At 73.6% G+C, this 19,240-nt stretch carries 21 protein-coding genes; 12 read left to right on the top strand and 9 right to left on the bottom strand.

Annotated features, from left to right (window positions below; genetic code table 11):
- Positions 1 to 44 precede the first annotated feature (44 nt).
- Positions 45 to 1,751 carry a glycerol-3-phosphate dehydrogenase/oxidase gene (locus tag LIV55_RS15870; protein WP_229300887.1) on the bottom strand — a complete coding sequence of 569 codons (1,707 nt, stop codon included), beginning with the start codon at positions 1,749 to 1,751 and terminating at the stop codon, positions 45 to 47.
- A gap of 44 nt (positions 1,752 to 1,795) precedes the next feature.
- Here LIV55_RS15870 and glpK point away from each other — a divergent pair, with 44 nt between their 5' ends.
- From glpK to LIV55_RS15855, 3 genes are all read left to right on the top strand, one after another.
- Entirely contained in the window at positions 1,796 to 3,328 is a 1,533-nt protein-coding gene (gene glpK / locus LIV55_RS15865) for a glycerol kinase GlpK (RefSeq protein ID WP_229300886.1), read from the top strand.
- Positions 3,329 to 3,332: 4 nt separating this feature from the next.
- Positions 3,333 to 3,932: a class I SAM-dependent methyltransferase gene (locus LIV55_RS15860; protein WP_229300885.1), complete on the top strand. Its 600-nt coding sequence runs from the start codon at positions 3,333 to 3,335 to the stop codon at positions 3,930 to 3,932.
- Between the two features lie 131 nt (positions 3,933 to 4,063).
- Positions 4,064 to 4,966 (top strand): type IV toxin-antitoxin system AbiEi family antitoxin domain-containing protein, encoded by a 903-nt coding sequence (locus LIV55_RS15855; RefSeq protein ID WP_229300884.1) that lies wholly within the window; start codon positions 4,064 to 4,066, stop codon positions 4,964 to 4,966.
- 213 nt (positions 4,967 to 5,179) lie between these two features.
- Here the strand turns inward: LIV55_RS15855 and LIV55_RS17300 are convergent, their stop codons facing one another.
- The 5 genes from LIV55_RS17300 to LIV55_RS15830 form a co-directional block, all read right to left on the bottom strand.
- Positions 5,180 to 6,241: an FUSC family protein gene (locus LIV55_RS17300; RefSeq protein ID WP_229300883.1), complete on the bottom strand. Its 1,062-nt coding sequence runs from the start codon at positions 6,239 to 6,241 to the stop codon at positions 5,180 to 5,182.
- Position 6,242: 1 nt separating this feature from the next.
- The gene (gene dapF / locus LIV55_RS15845; RefSeq protein ID WP_191565133.1) at positions 6,243 to 7,121 is read right to left on the bottom strand and encodes a diaminopimelate epimerase; all 879 of its coding nucleotides are present in this window, start codon (positions 7,119 to 7,121) and stop codon (positions 6,243 to 6,245) included.
- A 21-nt stretch (positions 7,122 to 7,142) separates the two neighbouring features.
- Positions 7,143 to 8,078: a tRNA (adenosine(37)-N6)-dimethylallyltransferase MiaA gene (gene miaA / locus LIV55_RS15840; protein WP_229300882.1), complete on the bottom strand. Its 936-nt coding sequence runs from the start codon at positions 8,076 to 8,078 to the stop codon at positions 7,143 to 7,145.
- Positions 8,075 to 8,659: a peptide deformylase gene (gene def, locus LIV55_RS15835; RefSeq protein WP_123090871.1), complete on the bottom strand. Its 585-nt coding sequence runs from the start codon at positions 8,657 to 8,659 to the stop codon at positions 8,075 to 8,077. Before def ends, miaA begins: the two co-directional genes overlap by 4 nt.
- 68 nt (positions 8,660 to 8,727) lie before the next feature.
- Positions 8,728 to 9,270, bottom strand: a complete 543-nt coding sequence (locus LIV55_RS15830) for a YceI family protein (protein WP_123090872.1) — start codon at positions 9,268 to 9,270, stop codon at positions 8,728 to 8,730.
- A 219-nt stretch (positions 9,271 to 9,489) separates the two neighbouring features.
- Between LIV55_RS15830 and LIV55_RS15825 the strand changes: the two genes are divergently transcribed.
- The gene (locus LIV55_RS15825) at positions 9,490 to 9,675 is read left to right on the top strand and encodes an antitoxin (RefSeq protein WP_229300881.1); all 186 of its coding nucleotides are present in this window, start codon (positions 9,490 to 9,492) and stop codon (positions 9,673 to 9,675) included.
- Between the two features lie 81 nt (positions 9,676 to 9,756).
- Positions 9,757 to 10,380, top strand: a complete 624-nt coding sequence (locus LIV55_RS15820) for a hypothetical protein (RefSeq protein ID WP_229300880.1) — start codon at positions 9,757 to 9,759, stop codon at positions 10,378 to 10,380.
- Positions 10,381 to 10,447: 67 nt separating this feature from the next.
- Here the strand turns inward: LIV55_RS15820 and miaB are convergent, their stop codons facing one another.
- Positions 10,448 to 11,965: a tRNA (N6-isopentenyl adenosine(37)-C2)-methylthiotransferase MiaB gene (gene miaB / locus LIV55_RS15815; protein WP_229300879.1), complete on the bottom strand. Its 1,518-nt coding sequence runs from the start codon at positions 11,963 to 11,965 to the stop codon at positions 10,448 to 10,450.
- A 247-nt stretch (positions 11,966 to 12,212) separates the two neighbouring features.
- Here miaB and idi point away from each other — a divergent pair, with 247 nt between their 5' ends.
- Genes idi through LIV55_RS15780 form a run of 7 tightly spaced genes read left to right on the top strand, consistent with a single transcriptional unit; the run spans position 12,213 to position 17,895 of the window.
- Positions 12,213 to 12,791, top strand: coding sequence for an isopentenyl-diphosphate Delta-isomerase (gene idi, locus LIV55_RS15810; protein WP_201466331.1), 579 nt, complete (start codon positions 12,213 to 12,215; stop codon positions 12,789 to 12,791).
- Complete coding sequence (locus tag LIV55_RS15805; RefSeq protein ID WP_229300878.1) at positions 12,788 to 13,837, top strand: polyprenyl synthetase family protein; 1,050 nt, start codon at positions 12,788 to 12,790, stop codon at positions 13,835 to 13,837. Before idi ends, LIV55_RS15805 begins: the two co-directional genes overlap by 4 nt.
- On the top strand, positions 13,834 to 14,721 hold the full coding sequence (locus LIV55_RS15800) for a phytoene/squalene synthase family protein (protein WP_308012927.1): 888 nt from the start codon (positions 13,834 to 13,836) through the stop codon (positions 14,719 to 14,721). The genes LIV55_RS15805 and LIV55_RS15800 overlap by 4 nt, the downstream gene beginning before the upstream one ends.
- Entirely contained in the window at positions 14,718 to 16,340 is a 1,623-nt protein-coding gene (gene crtI, locus LIV55_RS15795; RefSeq protein WP_123090878.1) for a phytoene desaturase family protein, read from the top strand. Before LIV55_RS15800 ends, crtI begins: the two co-directional genes overlap by 4 nt.
- Entirely contained in the window at positions 16,341 to 16,667 is a 327-nt protein-coding gene (locus LIV55_RS15790) for a lycopene cyclase domain-containing protein (RefSeq protein WP_229300877.1), read from the top strand.
- Complete coding sequence (locus LIV55_RS15785; protein ID WP_123090880.1) at positions 16,664 to 16,993, top strand: lycopene cyclase domain-containing protein; 330 nt, start codon at positions 16,664 to 16,666, stop codon at positions 16,991 to 16,993. The genes LIV55_RS15790 and LIV55_RS15785 overlap by 4 nt, the downstream gene beginning before the upstream one ends.
- Positions 16,990 to 17,895, top strand: a complete 906-nt coding sequence (locus tag LIV55_RS15780) for a prenyltransferase (RefSeq protein WP_191563226.1) — start codon at positions 16,990 to 16,992, stop codon at positions 17,893 to 17,895. The genes LIV55_RS15785 and LIV55_RS15780 overlap by 4 nt, the downstream gene beginning before the upstream one ends.
- Here the strand turns inward: LIV55_RS15780 and LIV55_RS15775 are convergent.
- Complete coding sequence (locus tag LIV55_RS15775) at positions 17,849 to 18,658, bottom strand: glycosyltransferase family 2 protein (protein ID WP_229300876.1); 810 nt, start codon at positions 18,656 to 18,658, stop codon at positions 17,849 to 17,851. The two genes, LIV55_RS15780 and LIV55_RS15775, sit on opposite strands and share 47 nt — an antisense overlap.
- Positions 18,655 to 19,233, bottom strand: a complete 579-nt coding sequence (locus LIV55_RS15770; RefSeq protein ID WP_229300875.1) for a DUF2238 domain-containing protein — start codon at positions 19,231 to 19,233, stop codon at positions 18,655 to 18,657. The genes LIV55_RS15775 and LIV55_RS15770 overlap by 4 nt, the downstream gene beginning before the upstream one ends.
- Between the last annotated feature and the right edge of the window lie 7 nt (positions 19,234 to 19,240).

Genomic DNA, 19,240 nt, shown 5'->3' with positions numbered 1-19,240 from the left:
AGGGGGCGTGGGCGAAGGGGGCGTGCGCGCGGCGGGTCGGCGGCTCAGCCGTGGGCGCGGGTGCGGATGTCGCTCGCGTGGAGCCGCTCGGCGTCGGCGCGCTCGTCGTCGGTCATCTGCTGGCTGTCGAGCTCGGCCTGCACGCGGCGCCGGTAGTGCTCGACCTCGGCCGCGACCTGCGCGTCGTCCCACCCGAGCTCGCCGGCCATGAGGGCGGCGGCCGTCTCGGCGGCGGCCGCGCCCCGGTCGGGCGTCTCGATGGAGATCCGGGTGCGGCGGGTGAGCACGTCGTTGAGGTGCAGGGCCGCCTCGGCCCGCACGGCGTAGACGACCTCGACGGCGAGGTACTCCTCGGCGCCGACCAGCGGCTCGGCGAGCTCGGGGCGCTGCGCCATGAGCTCGAAGAGGTCGACGACGAGCGAGCCGTACCGGTCGAGCAGGTGGGTGATGCGCCATACCGGCAGCCCGTGCCGACGGCTCAGGGTGTCGAGCTGGTTGACGAGCGCCTGGTAGCCCTCGGCCCCGACGAGCGGGATGTTCTCGGTGACGCTGTCGGGCACGCCCGGCGGCAGGTCCTCACGGGCGGCGTCGACGGCGTCGGCGGCCATGACGCGGTAGGTCGTGTACTTGCCCCCGGCGATCGAGACGAGCCCCGGCTGCGGTCGGGCGACCGCGTGCTCGCGGCTCAGCTGCGAGGTCTCCTCGCTCTCGCCCGCGAGCAGGGGGCGCAGGCCCGCGTAGACCCCTTGGATGTCCTCGCGCGTGATCGGGGTGAGCAGGACGTCGTTGATCTCGCCGAGGAGGTAGTCGATGTCGGCCGAGGTCGCGGCCGGGTGCGCCCGCGAGAGCTCCCACGGGGTGTCGGTCGTGCCGACGATCCAGTGCGTGCCCCACGGGATGCAGAAGAGGACGGAGGTCGCCGTGCGCAGGATGAGCCCCGTCTCGGAGTTGATCCGGTCACGCGGCACGACGATGTGCACGCCCTTGCTCGCGCGCACGTGGAAGCGGCCGCGCCCACCGGCCATGCGCTGGATGTCGTCGGTCCACACCCCGGTGCAGTTGACGACGACGGAGGCGCGCACCTCCACCTCGGCACCGGTCTCGACGTCGAGGACCCGGGCGCCGACGACGCGCTCGCCCGCGTGGAGCAGGCCGACGACCTTCGCCGAGCTGAGGACCGTGGCCCCGTAGGACGCGGCGGTGCGCACGACGGTGAGGGTGTGACGCGCGTCGTCGCACTGGGCGTCGTGGTAGAGCAGCCCGCCGTGGTGGCTGTCGGGCTTGAGGGCCGGCGCGATGCGCCGCACGCCCCCCTTCGTCAGCTGCTTGGTCCGCGGGACCGAGCGGGCGCCGCCCATCGTGTCGTACATCGTCAGGCCGGCGGTGACGTAGGGGCGCTCCCACACCGCGTGCTCGAGCGGGTAGAGGAAGGAGACGGGCTTGACGAGGTGCGGCGCGATCCGGGTGAGCATGAGCTCGCGCTCCTTGAGCGCCTCGCGCACGAGGGCGAAGTTCAGCTGCTCGAGGTAGCGCACCCCGCCGTGGAAGAGCTTGCTGCTGCGTGAGGAGGTACCCGAGGCGAAGTCGCGCTGCTCGACGAGCGCCACCCGCAGGCCGCGGGTCGCGGCGTCGAGCGCCACCCCGGCCCCGGTCACCCCTCCCCCGACGACGAGCACGTCGAGCTCGGCCGAGGCGAGGTGCTCCCACGCCGCGGCTCGCTGGGCGGGGTCGAGTTGAGCGGGTCCGCGCATGCCGCCACGATATCCGCCGCCCCTCGCCTGCCAGACTGCCGCCCATGACCCCTTCGCGCACCTACGTCCTGGCCATCGACCAGGGCACGACGAGCACCCGGGCGATGATCTTCGACGCGTCGGGAGAGGTCGTCGCGCAGGACCAGATCGAGCACGAGCAGATCTTCCCGCGGGCCGGGTGGGTCGAGCACGACCCGATGGAGATCTGGGAGAGCACCCGCCGGGTCATCGGCGGGGCGCTCGGCAAGGGCAACCTCAACAGCCGTCACGTCGAGGCGATCGGCATCACCAACCAGCGCGAGACCGTCGTCGTGTGGGAGCGCGCCACCGGGCGCCCGATCCACAACGCCGTCGTGTGGCAGGACACCCGGACCCAGGCGATGGTCGACAAGCTCGCCGCCAACGGCGGGCTCGACCGCTTCAAGGACGTCTGCGGCCTGCCGCTCGCGACGTACTTCGCCGGGCCGAAGATCGCCTGGGTCCTCGACCACGTCGAGGGGGCCCGCGACCGGGCGGCGAAGGGGGAGCTGCTCGCCGGGACGATCGACAGCTGGCTCGTGTGGAACCTCACCGGCGGTGGGGAGCACGACGGCGAGCACGTCACCGACGTCACCAACGCCTCGCGCACGATGCTCATGGACCTGCGCACGCTGCAGTGGAGCGAGGAGCTGTGCGAGGCGATCCGCGTGCCGATGGAGGTGCTCCCCCGCATCTGCAGCTCCTCGGAGGTCTACGGCGAGTGCACCCCCGGCGTCCTCGCGGGCACCCCCGTCGCCGGCATCCTCGGCGACCAGCAGGCGGCGACCTTCGGGCAGGCCTGCCTCGCCCCGGGCACGGCGAAGAACACGTACGGCACGGGCAACTTCATGCTGCTCAACACCGGCACCGAGATCGTCGAGAGCGAGAACGGCCTGCTGACGACGCTGTGCTACCAGCTCGGCGACGACGCGCCGGTCTACGCGCTCGAGGGGTCCATCGCCGTCACCGGGTCGCTCGTGCAGTGGGTGCGCGACAACCTCGGGCTCATCCGCAGCGCCCCGGAGATCGAGCAGCTCGCGTGCTCGGTGGAGGACAACGGCGGCGTGTACTTCGTGCCGGCCTTCTCGGGTCTCTTCGCGCCGTACTGGCGACCCGATGCCCGCGGCGCGATCCTCGGGCTCACGCGGTACGCGAACAAGGGGCACCTCGCCCGGGCGGTGCTCGAGTCGACGGCCTTCCAGACCCGCGACGTCCTCGACGCGATGCAGGCCGACGCCGAGCGGGCCGGCGGCCGGCTCACCGAGCTCAAGGTCGACGGCGGGATGGTCGCCAACGAGACGCTCATGCAGTTCCAGGCCGACGTGCTCGGCGTCGACGTCGTCCGACCGAAGATCGCCGAGACGACGGCCCTCGGGGCGGCCTACGTCGCCGGTCTCGCCGTCGGGTACTGGAGCTCGACCGAGCAGGTCGAGGCCAACTGGTCCGAGGACGAGCGGTGGACCCCCCGGCTGGACCGCGCCGACGTCGAGCGGATGTGCCGCAACTGGGCCAAGGCCGTCTCGCGCACCCTCGACTGGGTCGACGAGGACGTGGACTGACGCCGTGACCGAGCACTACTTCAGCGAAGGGGTCCCCGCGACCGACGCCGAGCGGCGCCGGCTGGGCGTCCGCCTCGCCGGGCAGGACGTCGTCGTCGAGACCGCGGGCGGGGTCTTCTCCGCCGGGGCGCTCGACAAGGCCACGCAGGTGCTGCTCGAGGAGGTCGAGCCGCCGCCCACGACCGGGCAGGCGCTCGACCTCGGCTGCGGCTGGGGTCCGATCGCGCTCGAGCTCGCCCTGCGCTCCCCCGGGCTCGACGTCACCGCCGTCGACGTCAACGAGCGCGCGCTCGACCTCGTGCGGCGCAACGCCGCGGCCCTCGGGTGCGAGCGCGTGCGTGCGGTGCGGGCCGACGCGGTCGACCCCGACCTGCGCTACGACGTCATCTGGTCCAACCCCCCGATCCGGATCGGCAAGGCCGCCCTCCACGAGCTCTTGAGGACCTGGCTGCCGCGCCTCGCGCCGCACGGGCAGGCCTGGCTCGTCGTCGGCAAGAACCTCGGCGCCGACTCGCTCCAGCGCTGGGTCGAGTCCGAGCTCGACCTGCGCTGCGAGCGCACCGCCTCCTCGAAGGGCTTCCGCGTCCTGCGCGTCTCGCGCTGACTCCCCTTCGCCGAGCCCACCGGCCCGTGCCCTGCGCTCCGCCTGGCTCCGCGTCGGCCCGCCTTCGCCGAGCCCCAGCGGGCTGTGGATGACGAGGCAGGTAGTAGCGCCGGCTCTGCCACCGTGCACAGGTGGACGATCTGCTCACCACGATGCGCGCCCTGGCTGCCGACGGACTCCTCTCCGCGGCTGACGCGCGGGCCTGCGGTCTCGATCGCCGACTTCTCGCCGAGGCCGCTGCGAGAGGAGAGATCGAGCGGCTCGCGCGGGGCCAGTACCTCGTCAGCCCTGCGCCGGACCTGCGTGAGCTGCACAGGTCACGGTCGATCGCGGTCGTCGACGGGCTGGAGCACACGGGGCTGAGCCATGACAGCGGGCTCGTCGTGCGCGGGCTGCCGACCTTCGCCGCCGACCTGTCGCAGGTGCACGTGACGTCGACCCGTCCACGCAAGCGGGTCCCTTCGCACGTCCACCACTGGGTGCGCGGGTCGTTGGTGCTCGACGAGGTCGTCGTCGGGGCCAGGACGGTACCGGCGCTGCCCGTGGCTGACTGCGTCGTACAGGTCGGGCTGCTGCGCGGGGGCGAGGCGGCGCTCGTGCCCGCCGACGCCGCCATCCGGCAGGGCTCGCTCACCGTCGACGACCTCTCGGCGGCCCTCGACCTCGTCGTCGGTCACCGGGGTGTGCGCTCGCTGCGGCAGATGCTCGCATGGGCCGACGGCCGCCACGAGACGCCGGGCGAGACCCGCACCGGTGTGTGCCTGCACCGTCTCGGGCTGGCGTACACGCCGCAGGTCTGGATCGGCCAGGACCGCGTCGACGCGCTCCTGGACGACGAGCCGGTCGTCGTCGAGTTCGACGGCGCACTCAAGTACACGGACCAGGACGCTCTCGTCGCAGAGAAGATCCGCGAGGACCGGATCCGCTCACGCGGGTACGGCTTCGTCCGGTTGATGTGGGCCGACCTCTACGACCTCGGCCTGGTCGCTGCGCGGGTGCGCCGAGCGATCGACGCCCTGCCCCGCCGGTCCTAGCCCCCGCCGCAGACCCCTCTCGTCCACCCGGTCACCAGGACGCGCCTCGCCCGCACCCGGCCCCCTTCGCCGAGACCCGCTCGTGGTCCGTGCGACCCGGTCATCGCAGCCCCGCGACGACCGGCCTTCGCGGACCACGAGCGGGTCTCGGCGGGGTGGGGGGCGGGTTGGGGGGGGCGGGGTGGGCGAAGGGGGGCAGAGGGGTCGGGGAGGTCAGGCGGGGGCGGAGGGGGTGCGGCGGGCCGCGAGCAGGGCGACGACCGCGACGAGCGAGACACCGGCGCCGACGGCGGTCGACCCGACGCGGTCGAGCAGGAGCGGTCCGACCGGCTGCTCGTGGGCGAGCTGGCTCATCATCAGAGCGAGCGGGGTGATGAAGAGCAGGGCGAGCGCGTAGTTGCGCCCGATGAAGAGCTCGGCACCGATCTGCGTCACGCACACGACGGCGACCGCGGCCAGGCCGCGGGGGTGGGCCGCGAGGAGGGGCCAGGCCACGAGGACCCCGAGGACGGTGCCGACGGCGCGGTGCACCGCGCGCACGAGACGGGTCCGGTGGTCGGCCCCGCCGAGGGCCGCGACGGCCGCGACGATGCCCCAGTAGGGGTGCTCGAAGCCGACGAGCAGGCACGCGCTGCCGCCGACGAGGGCACAGCCGAGGACGACGGCGACCCAGCGGCGCCGGGCCGGGGTGCCGAGCGCCGTGCGCACGGACATCGCCGGCAGGGTCGGCACCCGGTAGCCGGTGCGGTCTCGCAGCACCCCGACGTGACCGACGAGCAGCGAGAAGGCCGCGCTCAGCGCAGACACCGCGAGGGCCAGCGGCACGTCGAGCAGACCGAGCCCGGGGATCGAGGCGCACACGCAGAAGGCGAAGACGAGGAAGGTCGACCCAGGCGGGTGCCACGCCAGGGCGTCCGCGAGGACCTGTCCCGCGCCGGCGACGAGCGCCCCGACGAGGACGACGAGCCACGCGTGCTGCCCCGGCAGCACGGCGGCGAGCACGCCGAGCCCCACTGTGGCGGTGAAGGCGGTCGCCGCCCCGAGCTGCATGCCGGACCGGTCGACATGGCCGTGGTGACGGCCGTAGAGCGAGGTCATGGCGCCGAAGGCGGCGTACGGGGTGAGGTCGACCCGTCCGGCGAGCACGAGCACGGCGAGCGGCACGAGGACGGACACCCCGGCGCGAAGGGCGACTCTGTGCGCCCCTGCGTGCGGCCCGATCTCGACGCTCGCGCGGGCGACCTCGCCGACCGCGGCACCGACCCGGCCGAGCACCTCAGACCCCGGTGAGCAGGTCCGTCTGGCCGTCGGCGACGAGCACGGCGGGCCCGGCGAGCTCGACCTGGTGGTCGGGCAGGGCCCGGACGGTGAGGGTGCCCCCGGGGACGTCGACGCGCCACGTGCCGGACCCGACGGAGTCGGACCAGATGCCGACGGCGAGCGCGGCCGCGCAGACACCGGTGCCGCACGAGCGGGTCTCGCCGACACCGCGCTCGTGGACGCGCATCGCGAGGTGGCCGGGACCGAGGACGCGGACGAACTCGACGTTGCTGCCCTCCGGCGGCACCGGGCGCACGACGGGCGCGCGGGTGAGGTCGAGCCCCTCGAGGCTCACCTCGGGCGGGAGGGCGACGACGGTGTGGGGGTTGCCGAGGTCGAGGGAGAGGGCGCTGTACGGGTCGTCGACGTCCTCGGCCTCGTCGACGTGCACGAAGGAGTCGACACCGCGCTCGGCGGCCTCGGTCGGGTGCACGAGCGACCACGTGCCCATGTGGGTGACGACGTCGTCGCCCTCGAAGCGCACGCGCCGGGTGCCGGCGCGGGTCGCGACGACCCTCTCGCCGTCGCCGATGAGCCCCTCGCGGCGCAGCCAGGTCGCGAAGACCCGGGTCCCGTTGCCGCACATCTGGGCCTTCGAGCCGTCGGCGTTGCGGTAGTCCATGAAGAACTCGGCCTCGTCGGCCTGCGCCCGCACCTCGGGCTCCTCGGCGTGGACCGTGCGCACGACGCGGATCACCCCGTCGCCGCCGATGCCGGCGTGCCGATCGCTCAGCCGGGCGACCTGCGCCGCGGAGAGGTCGAGCCGGCCGTCGAGGTCGGCCAGGAGCACGAAGTCGTTCTCGGTGCCATGACCCTTGGTGAAGCGCACGCTCATGGCGCCATTGTGCTGCACGTCTCAGGCATGGCTGAGATCGCCCCGCGCGACGACCTCGTGCGCCCGCCCGAGCAGGTCCGGTGCCGACGCGTCGAGCCACACGACCCGGGGGTCGGGCCGCAGCCAGGACTCCTGACGACGGGCGTAGCGCCGCGTAGCCGCCTGGGTCGACGCGATCGCCTCGGCCGTCGTCAGCTCGCCGTCGAGCTCCGCGAGGGCCTGGGCGTAGCCGATGGCCCGGCTCGCCGTCCGTCCTCGCCGCAGCCCGGCCGTCTCGAGGCGCCTGGTCTCGTCGAGCATGCCCTCGGCCCACATCCGCAGGACCCGTTGCTCGATGCGCGTCGTCAGCAGGTCCCAGTCGTCGCGCAGCCCGATGACGAGCGAGGGGCGCACGTAGGTCTTCGTCGGGGCGGTCGCGGAGAAGGGCCGCCCGGTGAGCTCGACGACCTCGAGCGCACGGATGATCCGCCGCACGTTCTGCTCCTGGATCGCCTCGGCCGCCTGCGGGTCGACCCGGCGCAGCTCCGCGCGCAGGGCGTCGTCCTCGCCGGCGGCGCTGCGGGCCTCGAGCCGGGCCCGCACCTCGGGGTCGGTCGGCGGGATCTCGAGGTGGTCCAGCGCCGCGCGGACGTACAGCCCCGACCCGCCGGCGAGCACCGGCACGGCGCCCCGCGAGCGGATGTCCTCGATCGCCGACCGGGCACGCGTCTGGTAGGCGGCGAGGGTGGACTCGTCGGTGACGTCGAGGACGTCGAGGAGGTGGTGCGGGACCCCGCGACGCTCGGCCGGCGCAAGCTTCGCCGTCCCGACGTCCATGCCCCGGTAGAGCTGCATGGAGTCGGCGTTGACCACCTCGCCGCCGAGGGACAGCGCGAGGTCGAGCGCGAGCGCCGACTTGCCGGTCGCGGTGGCGCCGACGACCGCGACGACCTCGACGGGCTCCCCCTTCGCGCTCACTCGTCGTCGTCGTGACCGAAGGGGTCGCGGTCCTCCCCCGGCATCCAGCTGTGACCGGGCACGCCCCAGCCCTCGGCCTTGACGGCCTTTCGGGCCTTCTTCTGCCACCGCTCCCCGAGCCGGTCGACGTAGAGGAAGCCGTTGAGGTGGTCGTACTCGTGCTGCATGCACCGGGCGAACCACCCGGTCGCGGTGAAGTCGAGCTCGTTGCCGTCGACGTCGTAGCCCGTGACGTGCGCGCTCTCGCCGCGCCGCAGCGGGAAGGAGTAGCCCGGCACCGACAGGCAGCCCTCGGACTCGTCGTCGCGGCTGGGCTCGCCGACCGGCGCCTTGGTCGCCCGGACGAAGGGGTTGATGACGTGCCCGCGCGCGGGCACGCCGTCCTCGTTGTCCATCTGCCAGGTGTAGATGCGCAGCCCGACGCCCACCTGGGGAGCGGCCAGGCCGACGCCGTGCGCGGCGTCCTGGGTCTCGTACATGTCCTGCACCAGGGTGCGGATCTCGTCGTCGATCATCTCGACGGGCCGGGCCCGGGTGTGCAGGACGGGGTCGCCGGAGATGACGATGGGGCGGATGGTCATGGCGGGATTCTCTCCCATCACGACCACCCGCCCCATGTCAGGTGCTGCGGCCTGCCGGCCGCGTGTGCTCAGGCCTGCTTGATCGCGGAGATCTCGAGGTTGAGGGTGATCTTCTTGCTGACGAGGACGCCACCGGTCTCGAGCGCGGCGTTCCAGGTCAGGCCCCAGGTCTCGCGGTCGACCTCGGTCTTGGCGGTGAAGCCGACACGGGTGTTGCCGAAGGGGTCCTGCGCGGTGCCCTCGTACTCGGCCTCGAGCTCGACCGGCTGGGTCGTGCCCTTGATCGTCAGGTCGCCGAGGAGGACGAAGCGGTTGCCGTCATGGTCCTTGACACCGGTGGAGACGAAGGTGATCTCCGGGTTGGTCTCGGCGTCGAAGAAGTCGGCCGACTTGAGGTGGCCGTCGCGGTCGGCGCTGCCGGTGTCGACGGAGGCGACCTGCATGGTGGCGGTCGCGGAGGACTGGGCGAAGTCGTCGCCGACGACGATCTCGCCGGCCACGTCGCGGAAGTAGCCGCGGACCTTGGTGACCATCGCGTGGCGGGCGACGAAGCCGACCTCGGAGTGGCTGGGGTCGATGACGTAGGTGCCGGGGGTGATGTCGTGGGTCATGAGGGGCTCCTTGTGCGTGATGTCTGTGTCGACCAGGTGGTCGGGACGCCGTGGGGTGGGTCGCTGAGTCCCAACATAGTTGATGGTTTCACTATTCCGCAAGTTGAATCCTCAACTTCTTCGACCCGCCCCCTTCGCCCCCGTTCGCGACCGTCGCGCTGCCACGCTGAGAGCAGGGCCGCCCCCGCGACCCGTCCCCGCAGCAGAGGAGATCGACGCATGAGCATCTTCGACAACGCCAAGGACAAGGCCGGCGAGCTGAGCGAGAAGCACGGCGACCAGATCGAGGAGCACTCGGACACCGGGCTCGACACGGCTGGTGAGTTCGCCGAGGGCAAGGGTCTGGGCGCCGACCAGGTCCAGCAGGGCCGCGACGCCGCCGACGGGGCCATCGGCAACGAGTAGCCCCACCGTCGCCTGACGAAGGGGGCGTCCCACCCAGCAGGTGGGACGCCCCCCTTCGTCCTGCGCTGGCAGACTCGCGCCGTGATCGCGACGACCGTCCTGCGCCCCGAGGACCTGCGCGCGCCGCACTACGCGCCGCGTCCGGAGCACGCCCGGGTCCGCGCGCACGTCGACCACGCACGGCGCCTCGTGCTCGTCCGGGACCTCGACGGCAACGTCTGCGACTGGGCGTCTCACGGCTCGCTCGACGACGACGTCACGACGATCGGCGAGGTCGTCCTCGCGCTGACCTCCCGCCCCGCCGGGCGGCTCGTGTCGGACCGCCACCGGGCCGAGCAGCGTCTCGGGCTCGCCCCGCGCTCCCTGCACGATGCCTGGGGCCGGGTCGACGTCCAGGTGCACTCCCGCGATCCCCGCACCGCCGGCGGTCAGCTGGTCTCCCGGCTCCGTGCGCTCTACCCGCCGGCCACGACCGACGTCAGCGCCACCGCAGACCGGATGCTCACGGCGTGGGAGCTCGACCTCCGTCCGCGTGAGGACGAGGACGCGGTGCAGCGGTGGGAGCGGGTGAGCTGGCTCGGCCGGCACGTCGAGGCGGAGCCGCTGCTGCGCCTCAGCGCCGACGAGAGCATCCGCGCCCGAGCGGTCGCGGCGAGCCGGGCGATGGCGGACGCGTACGGCGCGTACATGAGCGTCGTGCGCTGAGGCGAGCCGCGCGACGCGGTCTCGAGGCTGCGGCCTGGCGGCCTTCGCCCCTCGACCGCCGACGGGGTCAGGCGCCGCAGACGGGGGCGGCGGGGGTGACCGGGTCAGGGGCGCCGATGCGGGGCATGCCGAGCGAGACCGAGGGCTTGCCCGCGGGCTGGGCCTGGGCCCGCTCCCACGCGTCGCCGCCGGCCGTGCGCCGCACGGAGTACGTGCCGCCGGACAGCGCGCCGTCGGCGAGCAGGTGGTGCGGGGCGCCGTACGTGACGTCCGCGCTCACCATGTCGCCCGGCCGCGGGCGCTGCGCCCCCTCGGGCACCGCGACGTGGACGAGCCGGTTGTCGCGGGCGCGCCCGGAGATCCGGTCGGTCGCGCCGTCCTTGCGCCCCTCGCCGGTGGCGACGAGCACCTCGACGGTGCGCCCCTCCTGCGCCCTGTTCTCCTGCCAGCTGATCTCGTCCTGCAGCGCGACGAGACGCTCGAAGCGCTCCTGCACGACCGCCTTGGGGATCTGGTCGGCCATCGTCGCCGCGGGCGTGCCGGGGCGGATCGAGTACTGGAAGGTGAAGGCGCTCGAGAAGCGCGACTCCCGCACGACCCGCAACGTCTCCTCGAAGTCGGCCTCGGTCTCGCCGGGGAAGCCGACGATGATGTCAGTGGTGATCGCCGCGTCGGGGATGCGGTCGCGGACGCGCTCGATGATCCCGAGGAACTTCGCGCTGCGGTAGGAGCGGCGCATGTCCTTCAGGACCCGGTCGGAGCCGGACTGCAGCGGCATGTGCAGGCTCGGCATGACGTTCGGCGTCTGCGCCATCGCCTCGATGACGTCATCGGTGAAGGCCGCGGGGTGCGGGCTGGTGAAGCGCACGCGCTCGAGGCCCTCGACGTCGCCGCAGGCGCGCAGCAGCTTGCCGAAGGCGAGCCGGTCGCCGAACTCGACGCCGTAGCTGTTGACGTTCTGGCCGAGCAGGGTCACCTCGAGCACGCCCTGAGCGACGAGCGCCTCGACCTCGGCGAGGATCTCGCCCGGCCGGCGGTCCTTCTCCTTGCCGCGCAGCGCGGGGACGATGCAGAAGGTGCACGTGTTGTTGCACCCGACCGAGATCGAGGTCCACCCCGAGTACGCGGAGTCGCGGCGCGTCGGCAGCGTCGAGGGGAAGGTCTCGAGGGACTCGAGGATCTCGACCTGTGCCTCGCGGTTGTGCCGCGCGCGGTCGAGCAGCGCCGGCAGCGAGCCGATGTTGTGGGTGCCGAAGACGACGTCGACCCACGGCGCGCGCTGCACGATCGTGTCGCGGTCCTTCTGCGCCATGCAGCCGCCGACGGCGATCTGCAGGTCGGGGTTGCGCTGCTTGTGCGGGCGCAGCTGGCCGAGGTTGCCGTACAGCTTGTTGTCGGCGTTCTCGCGCACGGCGCAGGTGTTGAAGACGACGACGTCGGCGGTGTCGCCGCGCTCGCCCTCGGGCACCGAGGCGAGGTCGACGTACCCCGCCGTCTCGAGCAGGCCGGCGAGGCGCTCGGAGTCGTGCACGTTCATCTGGCACCCGTGGGTGCGCACGTCGTAGGTCTTGGGCGCAGCAGTCATGACCGGTCCAGGGTAGTCGGCCCTCCCGTCGGCGCCGACCGCGCGGGCGAAGGGGGGCGCTGCCCCCTTCGCCCGGGGCGGCCCCCGACGCCCGGGAGCCCCCGGTCCTCGTGACATGCTGGGCGCAGCGGCCCGGTCGAGACCGCCCGGCGAGGGTGCGGACCTGGCACAGGGCCGTGACCGACCGGCCCTGCTCTCGCGGGGCCCTGACCCGGTGCGCGGACGCGTGCCGACGAGAGGGCGACCGATGGACGCCACGGCCCCGCAGGACCGCGACGCAGCAGACCTCGTCGTCCTGCTCGACGACGACGGCGTGCCCACCGGCACCGCCCCCCGGGCGGAGGTGCACACGACCGACACCCCGCTCCACCTCGCCTTCTCCTGCCACGTCACCGACGGCGCCGGACGCCTGCTCCTCACCCGCCGCGCCCTGGGCAAGCGGGCCTGGCCCGGGGTGTGGACCAACGCCTTCTGCGGCCACCCCCGACCCGGCGAGGACCCGGTCGACGCGGTGCACCGGTACGCCGAGCACGAGCTCGGCCTCGTCCTGGACCACCTCGAGCCGATGCTCCCCGACTTCCGCTACCGCGCCGTCGACGCCTCGGGCGTCGTCGAGCACGAGGTGTGCCCGGTGTGGCTCGCCCGCGCGACGGCCGCCCCGCAGCTCAACCCCGACGAGGCCGTCGAGGCGCGCTGGGTCACCCCGCGCGAGCTGCGCACGACGGCCGAGGTCGCCCCGTGGGCGCTCAGCCCGTGGCTCGTCATGCAGCTCGAGCAGCTGCCCGTCGGCGCCAGCGCCCTCGACGCGGTGGGTGACCCCGCATGAGCGCGGGCACCGACCCGGGCCCCACGACCTACGCCGCGCACCTCACCGGGCCGGACCCTCGCGGCCCGGCGGTCGACCTCGGTGACGCCGAGGTCCTCCAGGACGCCCTCGCCTCGGCCGCGAGCGGCGGCAAGCGCTTCCGTCCCCGCCTCGTCCACTCCGTGCACGACCTGCTCGGAGGCGACGCCGGACCGGCCGTCGGGCAGGTCGCCGACGCCGTCGAGCTGCTGCACACCGCCTTCGTCGTCCACGACGACGTCATCGACGGCGACGACCTGCGACGGGGCGCCCCGAGCGCGCCCGGGCGCTTCCGGGCCGACGCGCTCGAGGGCGGCGCACCGCCGGCCTCGGCGCACTCGTACGCCACCGCCGGCGCGATCCTCACCGGCGACCTCGCCCTCGGCGCGGCCCTGCGCGCCGTCGCCACGGCGCCCGTCGAGCGCGACCGGGTGCACCACATGCTCGACCTCTTCGACCACGCCCTGGCCGTCTCCGCAGCCGGCGAGCTCGCGGACGTACGGCTCTCGCTCGGGGCGCAGGAGCCGACCCTGCAGGAGGCGCTGACCGTCGCCGAGCAGAAGACGGCCGTCTACTCCTTCAGCCTGCCGATGCAGTGCGGCGCGGTGCTCGCCGGGGCCTCGGGAGCCGTCGTCGACGGGCTCGGGCGCATCGGGCGCGACCTCGGCCTGGCCTTCCAGCTGCTCGACGACCTCATGGGCGTCTTCGGCGCACCGGCCCAGACCGGCAAGGACGTCGTCGCCGGCGACCTGCGCGAGGGCAAGCGCACGCCGCTCGTCGTCCACGCCCGCACGACCTCGGCGTGGCCGGTCATCGAGCGCCACCTCGGTGACCCCGAGCTCGACGAGCAGGGCGTGGAGCAGGTGCGCGCCGCGCTCACCGCCGCGGGGTCTCGCTCCTTCATCAGCGAGCTCGCGACGCAGCGCCTGCGCTCCGCGACCGGCCTGGCCGCCGACCTCGCCCTCCCCCCGGCTCTCGCCACCTGGGTCGGCGAGCTCTCCGGTGCCCTCGAGCAGGGCGCCGCGTGATCGCGTCCCGCCGACGTCGTCTCGACGAGGGCCCGGCCCACGTGCGCTACGACGCGACCGCCCAGGCGGCCGCAGAGCTCGTCATCGAGCGGTACTCGAGCTCCTTCGGGCTGGCCAGCCGGCTGCTCGAGGAGCCGGTGCGCGCCCAGGTCCGCAGCATCTACGCGCTCGTGCGGGTCGCCGACGAGGTCGTCGACGCACCGCGGCCCGGCGTCGGCGCGCAGGAGCAGCGCGCCGTGCTCGACCACCTCGAGCAGGAGGTCCAGCACGCGCTGGAGCGAGGGCTGAGCTCGGACCTCGTCGTCCACGCCTTCGCCCGCACCGCCCGGGGGTGCGGGATCGGGATGGACCTCGTCGAGCCCTTCTTCGCCTCGATGCGCACCGACCTCACCCGCACCACCCACGACCCCGACAGCTTCGCGACCTACGTCTACGGGTCGGCCGAGGTCGTCGGGCTCATGTGCCTGCGCGCCTTCGTCGCCGACGAGCCGTCGCCCGAGCAGTCCTACGAGCAGCTGGCCCCCGGGGCCCGGCGCCTCGGCGCCGCCTTCCAGAAGGTGAACTTCTTGCGCGACATCGCCGCCGACAGCGACGACCTGGGCCGCGGGTACTTCCCCGGGGTCGACCCCCGCGGCCTCGACGACGCCCAGCGCGACCGGCTCCTCGACGACGTCGACGCCGATCTCGCGGTCGCGGCGCTCGCCGTCGACCGGCTGCCCCCGAGCAGCCGACGGGCGGTGAGGGTGGCCCACCGGCTCTTCGCCGAGCTCTCCGCCCGGCTGCGTGAGACCCCGGCGGAGCGGCTGCGGCAGGAGCGCGTCCGTGTGCCCGGGCCGCGCAAGGCCGCCCTCGTGCTCGACACCCTCGTGCGGGGCGAGCGATGAGGCCCCTGCCGTGGACCGGGCGCGCGAGCGCCCCCCGAGAGCCCGGCACCGTCTGCGTCATCGGCGGCGGCGTGAGCGGTCTGGCGACCGCGGCGCTGCTCGCCGCCGACGGCTGGCAGGTCGAGCTCGTCGAGCGCGGCGAGCGACCGGGCGGCCGGGCCGGCCTGTGGGAGCACGACGGCTACCGCTTCGACACCGGGCCGTCATGGTACCTCATGCCCCAGGTCTTCGAGCACTTCTTCGACATGCTCGGGACGGACGTCCACGTCGAGCTCGACCTCGTGCGTCTCGACCCCGGCTACCGCGTCTTCTTCGAGGACCACGACGGGCCGCTCGACGTCCAGGCGACCCGCGCGGCCAACGAGGCGCTCTTCGAGTCCCTCGAGCCGGGAGCGGGCGAGGCCCTGTCGGACTACCTCGACTCGGCGGAGCACGTCTACGAGCTGGCCGTCGACCGATTCCTCTACACGAGCTTCGACTCGGGCACCTCGCTGCTCAACACCGACGTGCTGCGCAACGGGCCTCGACTGTCGGGTCTGCTCACCCGCTCGCTGGAGTCGCACGTCGCCGCGCGCTTCGAGGACCCCCGGCTGCGCCAGGTGCTCGGCTACCCCGCCGTCTTCCTCGGCACCTCCCCCGACCGGGCGCCGAGCATGTACCACCTCATGAGCTGGATGGACCTCGCCGAGGGCGTGCTCTACCCGCAGGGCGGCTTCACGACGCTCGTCGACGCGCTCGTGCGAGCAGCCGAGCGTCACGGGGTGCGGATCCGCACGAGCACGACGGCCACGGCCATCCGCACCACCTCCGGACGCAGCCCCCGGGTCACCGGCGTGGGTGTCGTCGAGGCCGACGGCACGACCGCCGAGATCACGTGCGACGTCGTCGTCGGCGCGGCCGACCTGCACCACGTGGAGACCGAGCTCCTCCCCGAGCACCTGCAGACCTACCCGCAGTCGTGGTGGGAGCGGGTCGACCCCGGGCCCGGCGGGGTGCTCGCGATGCTCGGCGTCGACGGCGAGCTGCCGCAGCTCGCCCACCACTCGCTCTTCTTCACCACCGACTGGCGCCGCAACTTCGACGACATCCTCGGCCCCGACCCCCAGGTCCCCGACCCCGCGTCGATCTACGTGTGCCGTCCGTCGGCGAGCGACACCACCGTCGCCCCCGCCGGCAAGGAGAACCTCTTCGTCCTCGTGCCGGTCCCGGCCGACCCGACGATCGGCCGGGGCGGCACGGACGGCGCCGGCGACCCGCGCGTGGAGCGGGCGGTGGACGCGGCGATCGAGCAGATCTCCTCGTGGGCGGGGGTGCCGGACCTCGCCGACCGGGTCGAGGTGCGCCGCACCGTCGGCCCGCAGGACTTCGCGCAGGACCTCGCCTCGTACTCGGGCAGCATGCTCGGGCCTGGTCACGTCCTGCGGCAGAGCGCCTTCTTCCGCGCCGACAACGTCTCGAAGAAGGTCGACGGCCTCTACTACGCCGGCTACTCCACCCGCCCGGGCATCGGGCTGCCGATGTGCCTCATCAGCGCCGAGCTCGTGCTCAAGCGGCTGCGCGGCGACTCCTCGAGCGGGCCCAGCGCCACCGCGGCCGCCACCGACGTCGAGGTGGGCTGAGTGGGTCTGCTGTACCTCGGCTTCGTCGTCGTCTCGACGCTCTGCATGGGTCTCGTCGACCACCGCTGGCGCCTCGCCCTCTTCGACCGGCCCCGGCGCACCCTCGGCGTCGTCGCCGCCGGCACCCTGCTCTTCCTCGTGTGGGACCTCGTGGCGATCGAGTCGGGCATGTACGTGCGCGGCGAGTCCCCGGCGATGACCGGTGTCGAGCTGCTGCCCGAGCTGCCCGTCGAGGAGATCTTCTTCATCGTCTTCCTCAGCTACATCACCTGCGTGCTCCACGGGCTCTTCTCGCGCCTGCTCGCCGGTGGCGAGGCGACCTCATGACGTACGCCGGCCTGGCCGCCTGCTTCCTCGCCGCCTCGGTGCTCGTCCTCGTCGCCGCGACCGTCCTGCGCCGGCCCGACCGGCGCTGGTGGCTCGCGACCGCCGCGACGGCCCTGGCCCTCGTCGTGCTCACCGCCGTCTTCGACAACGTGATGATCGCCGTCGACCTCTTCCGCTTCGACGAGTCCCAGCTCTCCGGCATCCACGTCGGCCTGGCCCCGCTGGAGGACTTCGCCTGGCCGGTCGCCGCCGCGACGGCCCTGCCCGCCCTCGCCCTGCTGCTCTCCCCCGACGACCCGCGGGCCACCCGGGGAGCCCGCCGATGACCACCGCGCCCGGCGAGCGGGCGGCGCCGGTCTCCCCCTTCGCCCACGTCCTCGCGTCCTCGCGGCCGCTGTCCTGGGTCAACACCGCCTACCCCTTCGCCGCCGCGTACCTGCTCGCCGGCGGCCGGGTCGACCTCGTGTGGGTCGTCGGTACCCTGTGGTGCCTCGTGCCGTACAACCTGCTGATGTACGGCGTCAACGACGTCTTCGACTACGAGTCCGACATCCGCAACCCGCGCAAGGGAGGTGTCGAAGGGGTCGTCCTCGACCGGTCGCTGCACCGGACCACCCTGTGGGCCGTCGCCGTGACCAACATCCCCTTCGTCCTCGCCCTCGTGCTCCTGGGCGACCTGCGCTCGACCCTCGTGCTCGCCGTGAGCGTCTTCGCGGTCGTCGCGTACTCGGCGCCCCGGCTGCGCTTCAAGGAGCGGCCCTTCGTCGACTCCCTCACCTCGAGCACCCACTTCGTCAGCCCGGCGGTCCTCGGCATCGCGCTCGCCGGAGGGGCCTTCGACCCGGTGACCCTCGCCGCGCTCGGCGGCTTCTTCGCCTGGGGCGTCGGGTCGCACGCCTTCGGCGCGGTCCAGGACATCGAGGCCGACCGGGCCGGTGGCATCTCCTCGATCGGCACCGTGCTCGGTGCCCGGGTGACGACGTGCTTCGCCCTGCTGGCGTACGTGCTCGGCGGGCTGCTCCTGCTCGTCCTGCCCTGGCCGAGCACGCTCGCGGCCGCGCTCGTCCTGCCCTACGTCGCCAACGTCGTGCCGTACCTGCGCCTCACCGACGCGCAGTGCGAGCGGGCGCATGCGGGCTGGCGACGCTTCTTGTGGCTCAACTACCTCATGGGCTTCCTCGTCACCCAGCTGATGATCGTCGTGACGATCGGCCTGCCCGGTCGCTGACCTCGCTCTGCGCGCGCTCGACCCGGTCGCGCCAGCGCAGCCACGGCGGGTGCACCCGCCAGTTGACCTCGAGGGTGCGGAAGGCGCGCTCGAAGCGCCGACGCATCTGCGCGGCGCCCCGCAGCGAGCGGGCCGACACCCCGACGTGCAGGCTCGGCGCGAGCCGCACCCGACGCGTCGGTCCGAGGACGAAGGCCAGATCCATGTCGTCGTGCAGCTCGGGGTCGTCGCGGTGCACGTCGTCGCGCACCGCGAGCCACGTGCGCCGGCGCACCGCCATGCTCGACCCCCACAGGACCGTGTGGCCGAGGGCGAGATGGCTGAGCACGTAGTACGCGGCGAGGTAGACGGCGGCGAGGGCACCCCCGACCGGGCGTGGCAGGTCGTAGAAGGTGCCGACACCGGTCACCGCGTCGCGTCGCGGGTCGCGCATCGAGCGGGCCACGCGCTCGACCCATCGGCGCCCGGGCCGGGAGTCCGCGTCGAGGCGGGCGATGACGTCGCCCTGCGCCGCGTCGTAGCCCGCCGCCGCGGCGGACGGGATGCCGACGCGCGGCTCGTCGACGACGACCGCACCGAGGCTGCGGGCCAGCTCGGCCGTGCCGTCGCTCGACCCGTTGTCGACGACGACGACCTCGAAGGGGGCGACGCTCTGGCGGGCGAGGAGGTCGAGGCAGGTGCTCAGGGCCTCGGCGTCGTCACGCGAGGGGATGACGACGGAGACCGAGGGCAGCGCCGGGGCGAGCGGTGCCCGGGCGCTCACGAGCGGTCCCGTCGGCCGGGCATGCTCAGCGCGAGCAGGACGGCGGCGACGACGGCCCCGACGACACCCGCGGCGAGATCGCCGATCGTGTCGTCGTAGCCGACCTGGATGCGGTCATCGAGGTAGGTGTGGCCGAACCACTCGCCCATCTCCCACAGCAGGGCCAGGGTGGTCGCGATCGTCGTGCTCACGACGACGACCCCGGCGCGCGGCACGTCGCGCCCGAAGACCCCGACGCGGTCGAGGGCCGCGTAGCCGACGGCGCCCACGAGGCCGGTCATCGCCGCGTGCACGACGAGGTCGAGCCAGCTCACGGCGACGTACCAGTCGAGCATCGCGGCCCACGCGCCGAAGAGGATCGTCGCGCAGTACGCGAGGTCGAGCGGCGCGGGCGTGCGCAGCGCCCGCGGCACCATGGAGCCGCCGAGGACCAGCATGAAGAGCGCGAAGCCGATGAAGCCCCAGCCCAGCGTGCCGGGCACGAGGCTCACGGCCGCTGCGAGACGCAGCACGTCGACCGGGACGGGACGCAGCAGGTCCCGCAGGCTCTCGCCGCTCGGCGCGGTGACGGGCACCCCCGCC

This window comes from Janibacter melonis, assembly GCF_020567375.1.
Classification (GTDB): Bacteria; Actinomycetota; Actinomycetes; order Actinomycetales; family Dermatophilaceae; genus Marihabitans; species Marihabitans melonis.
This window is presented reverse-complemented; position numbering and strand designations above follow the sequence as displayed.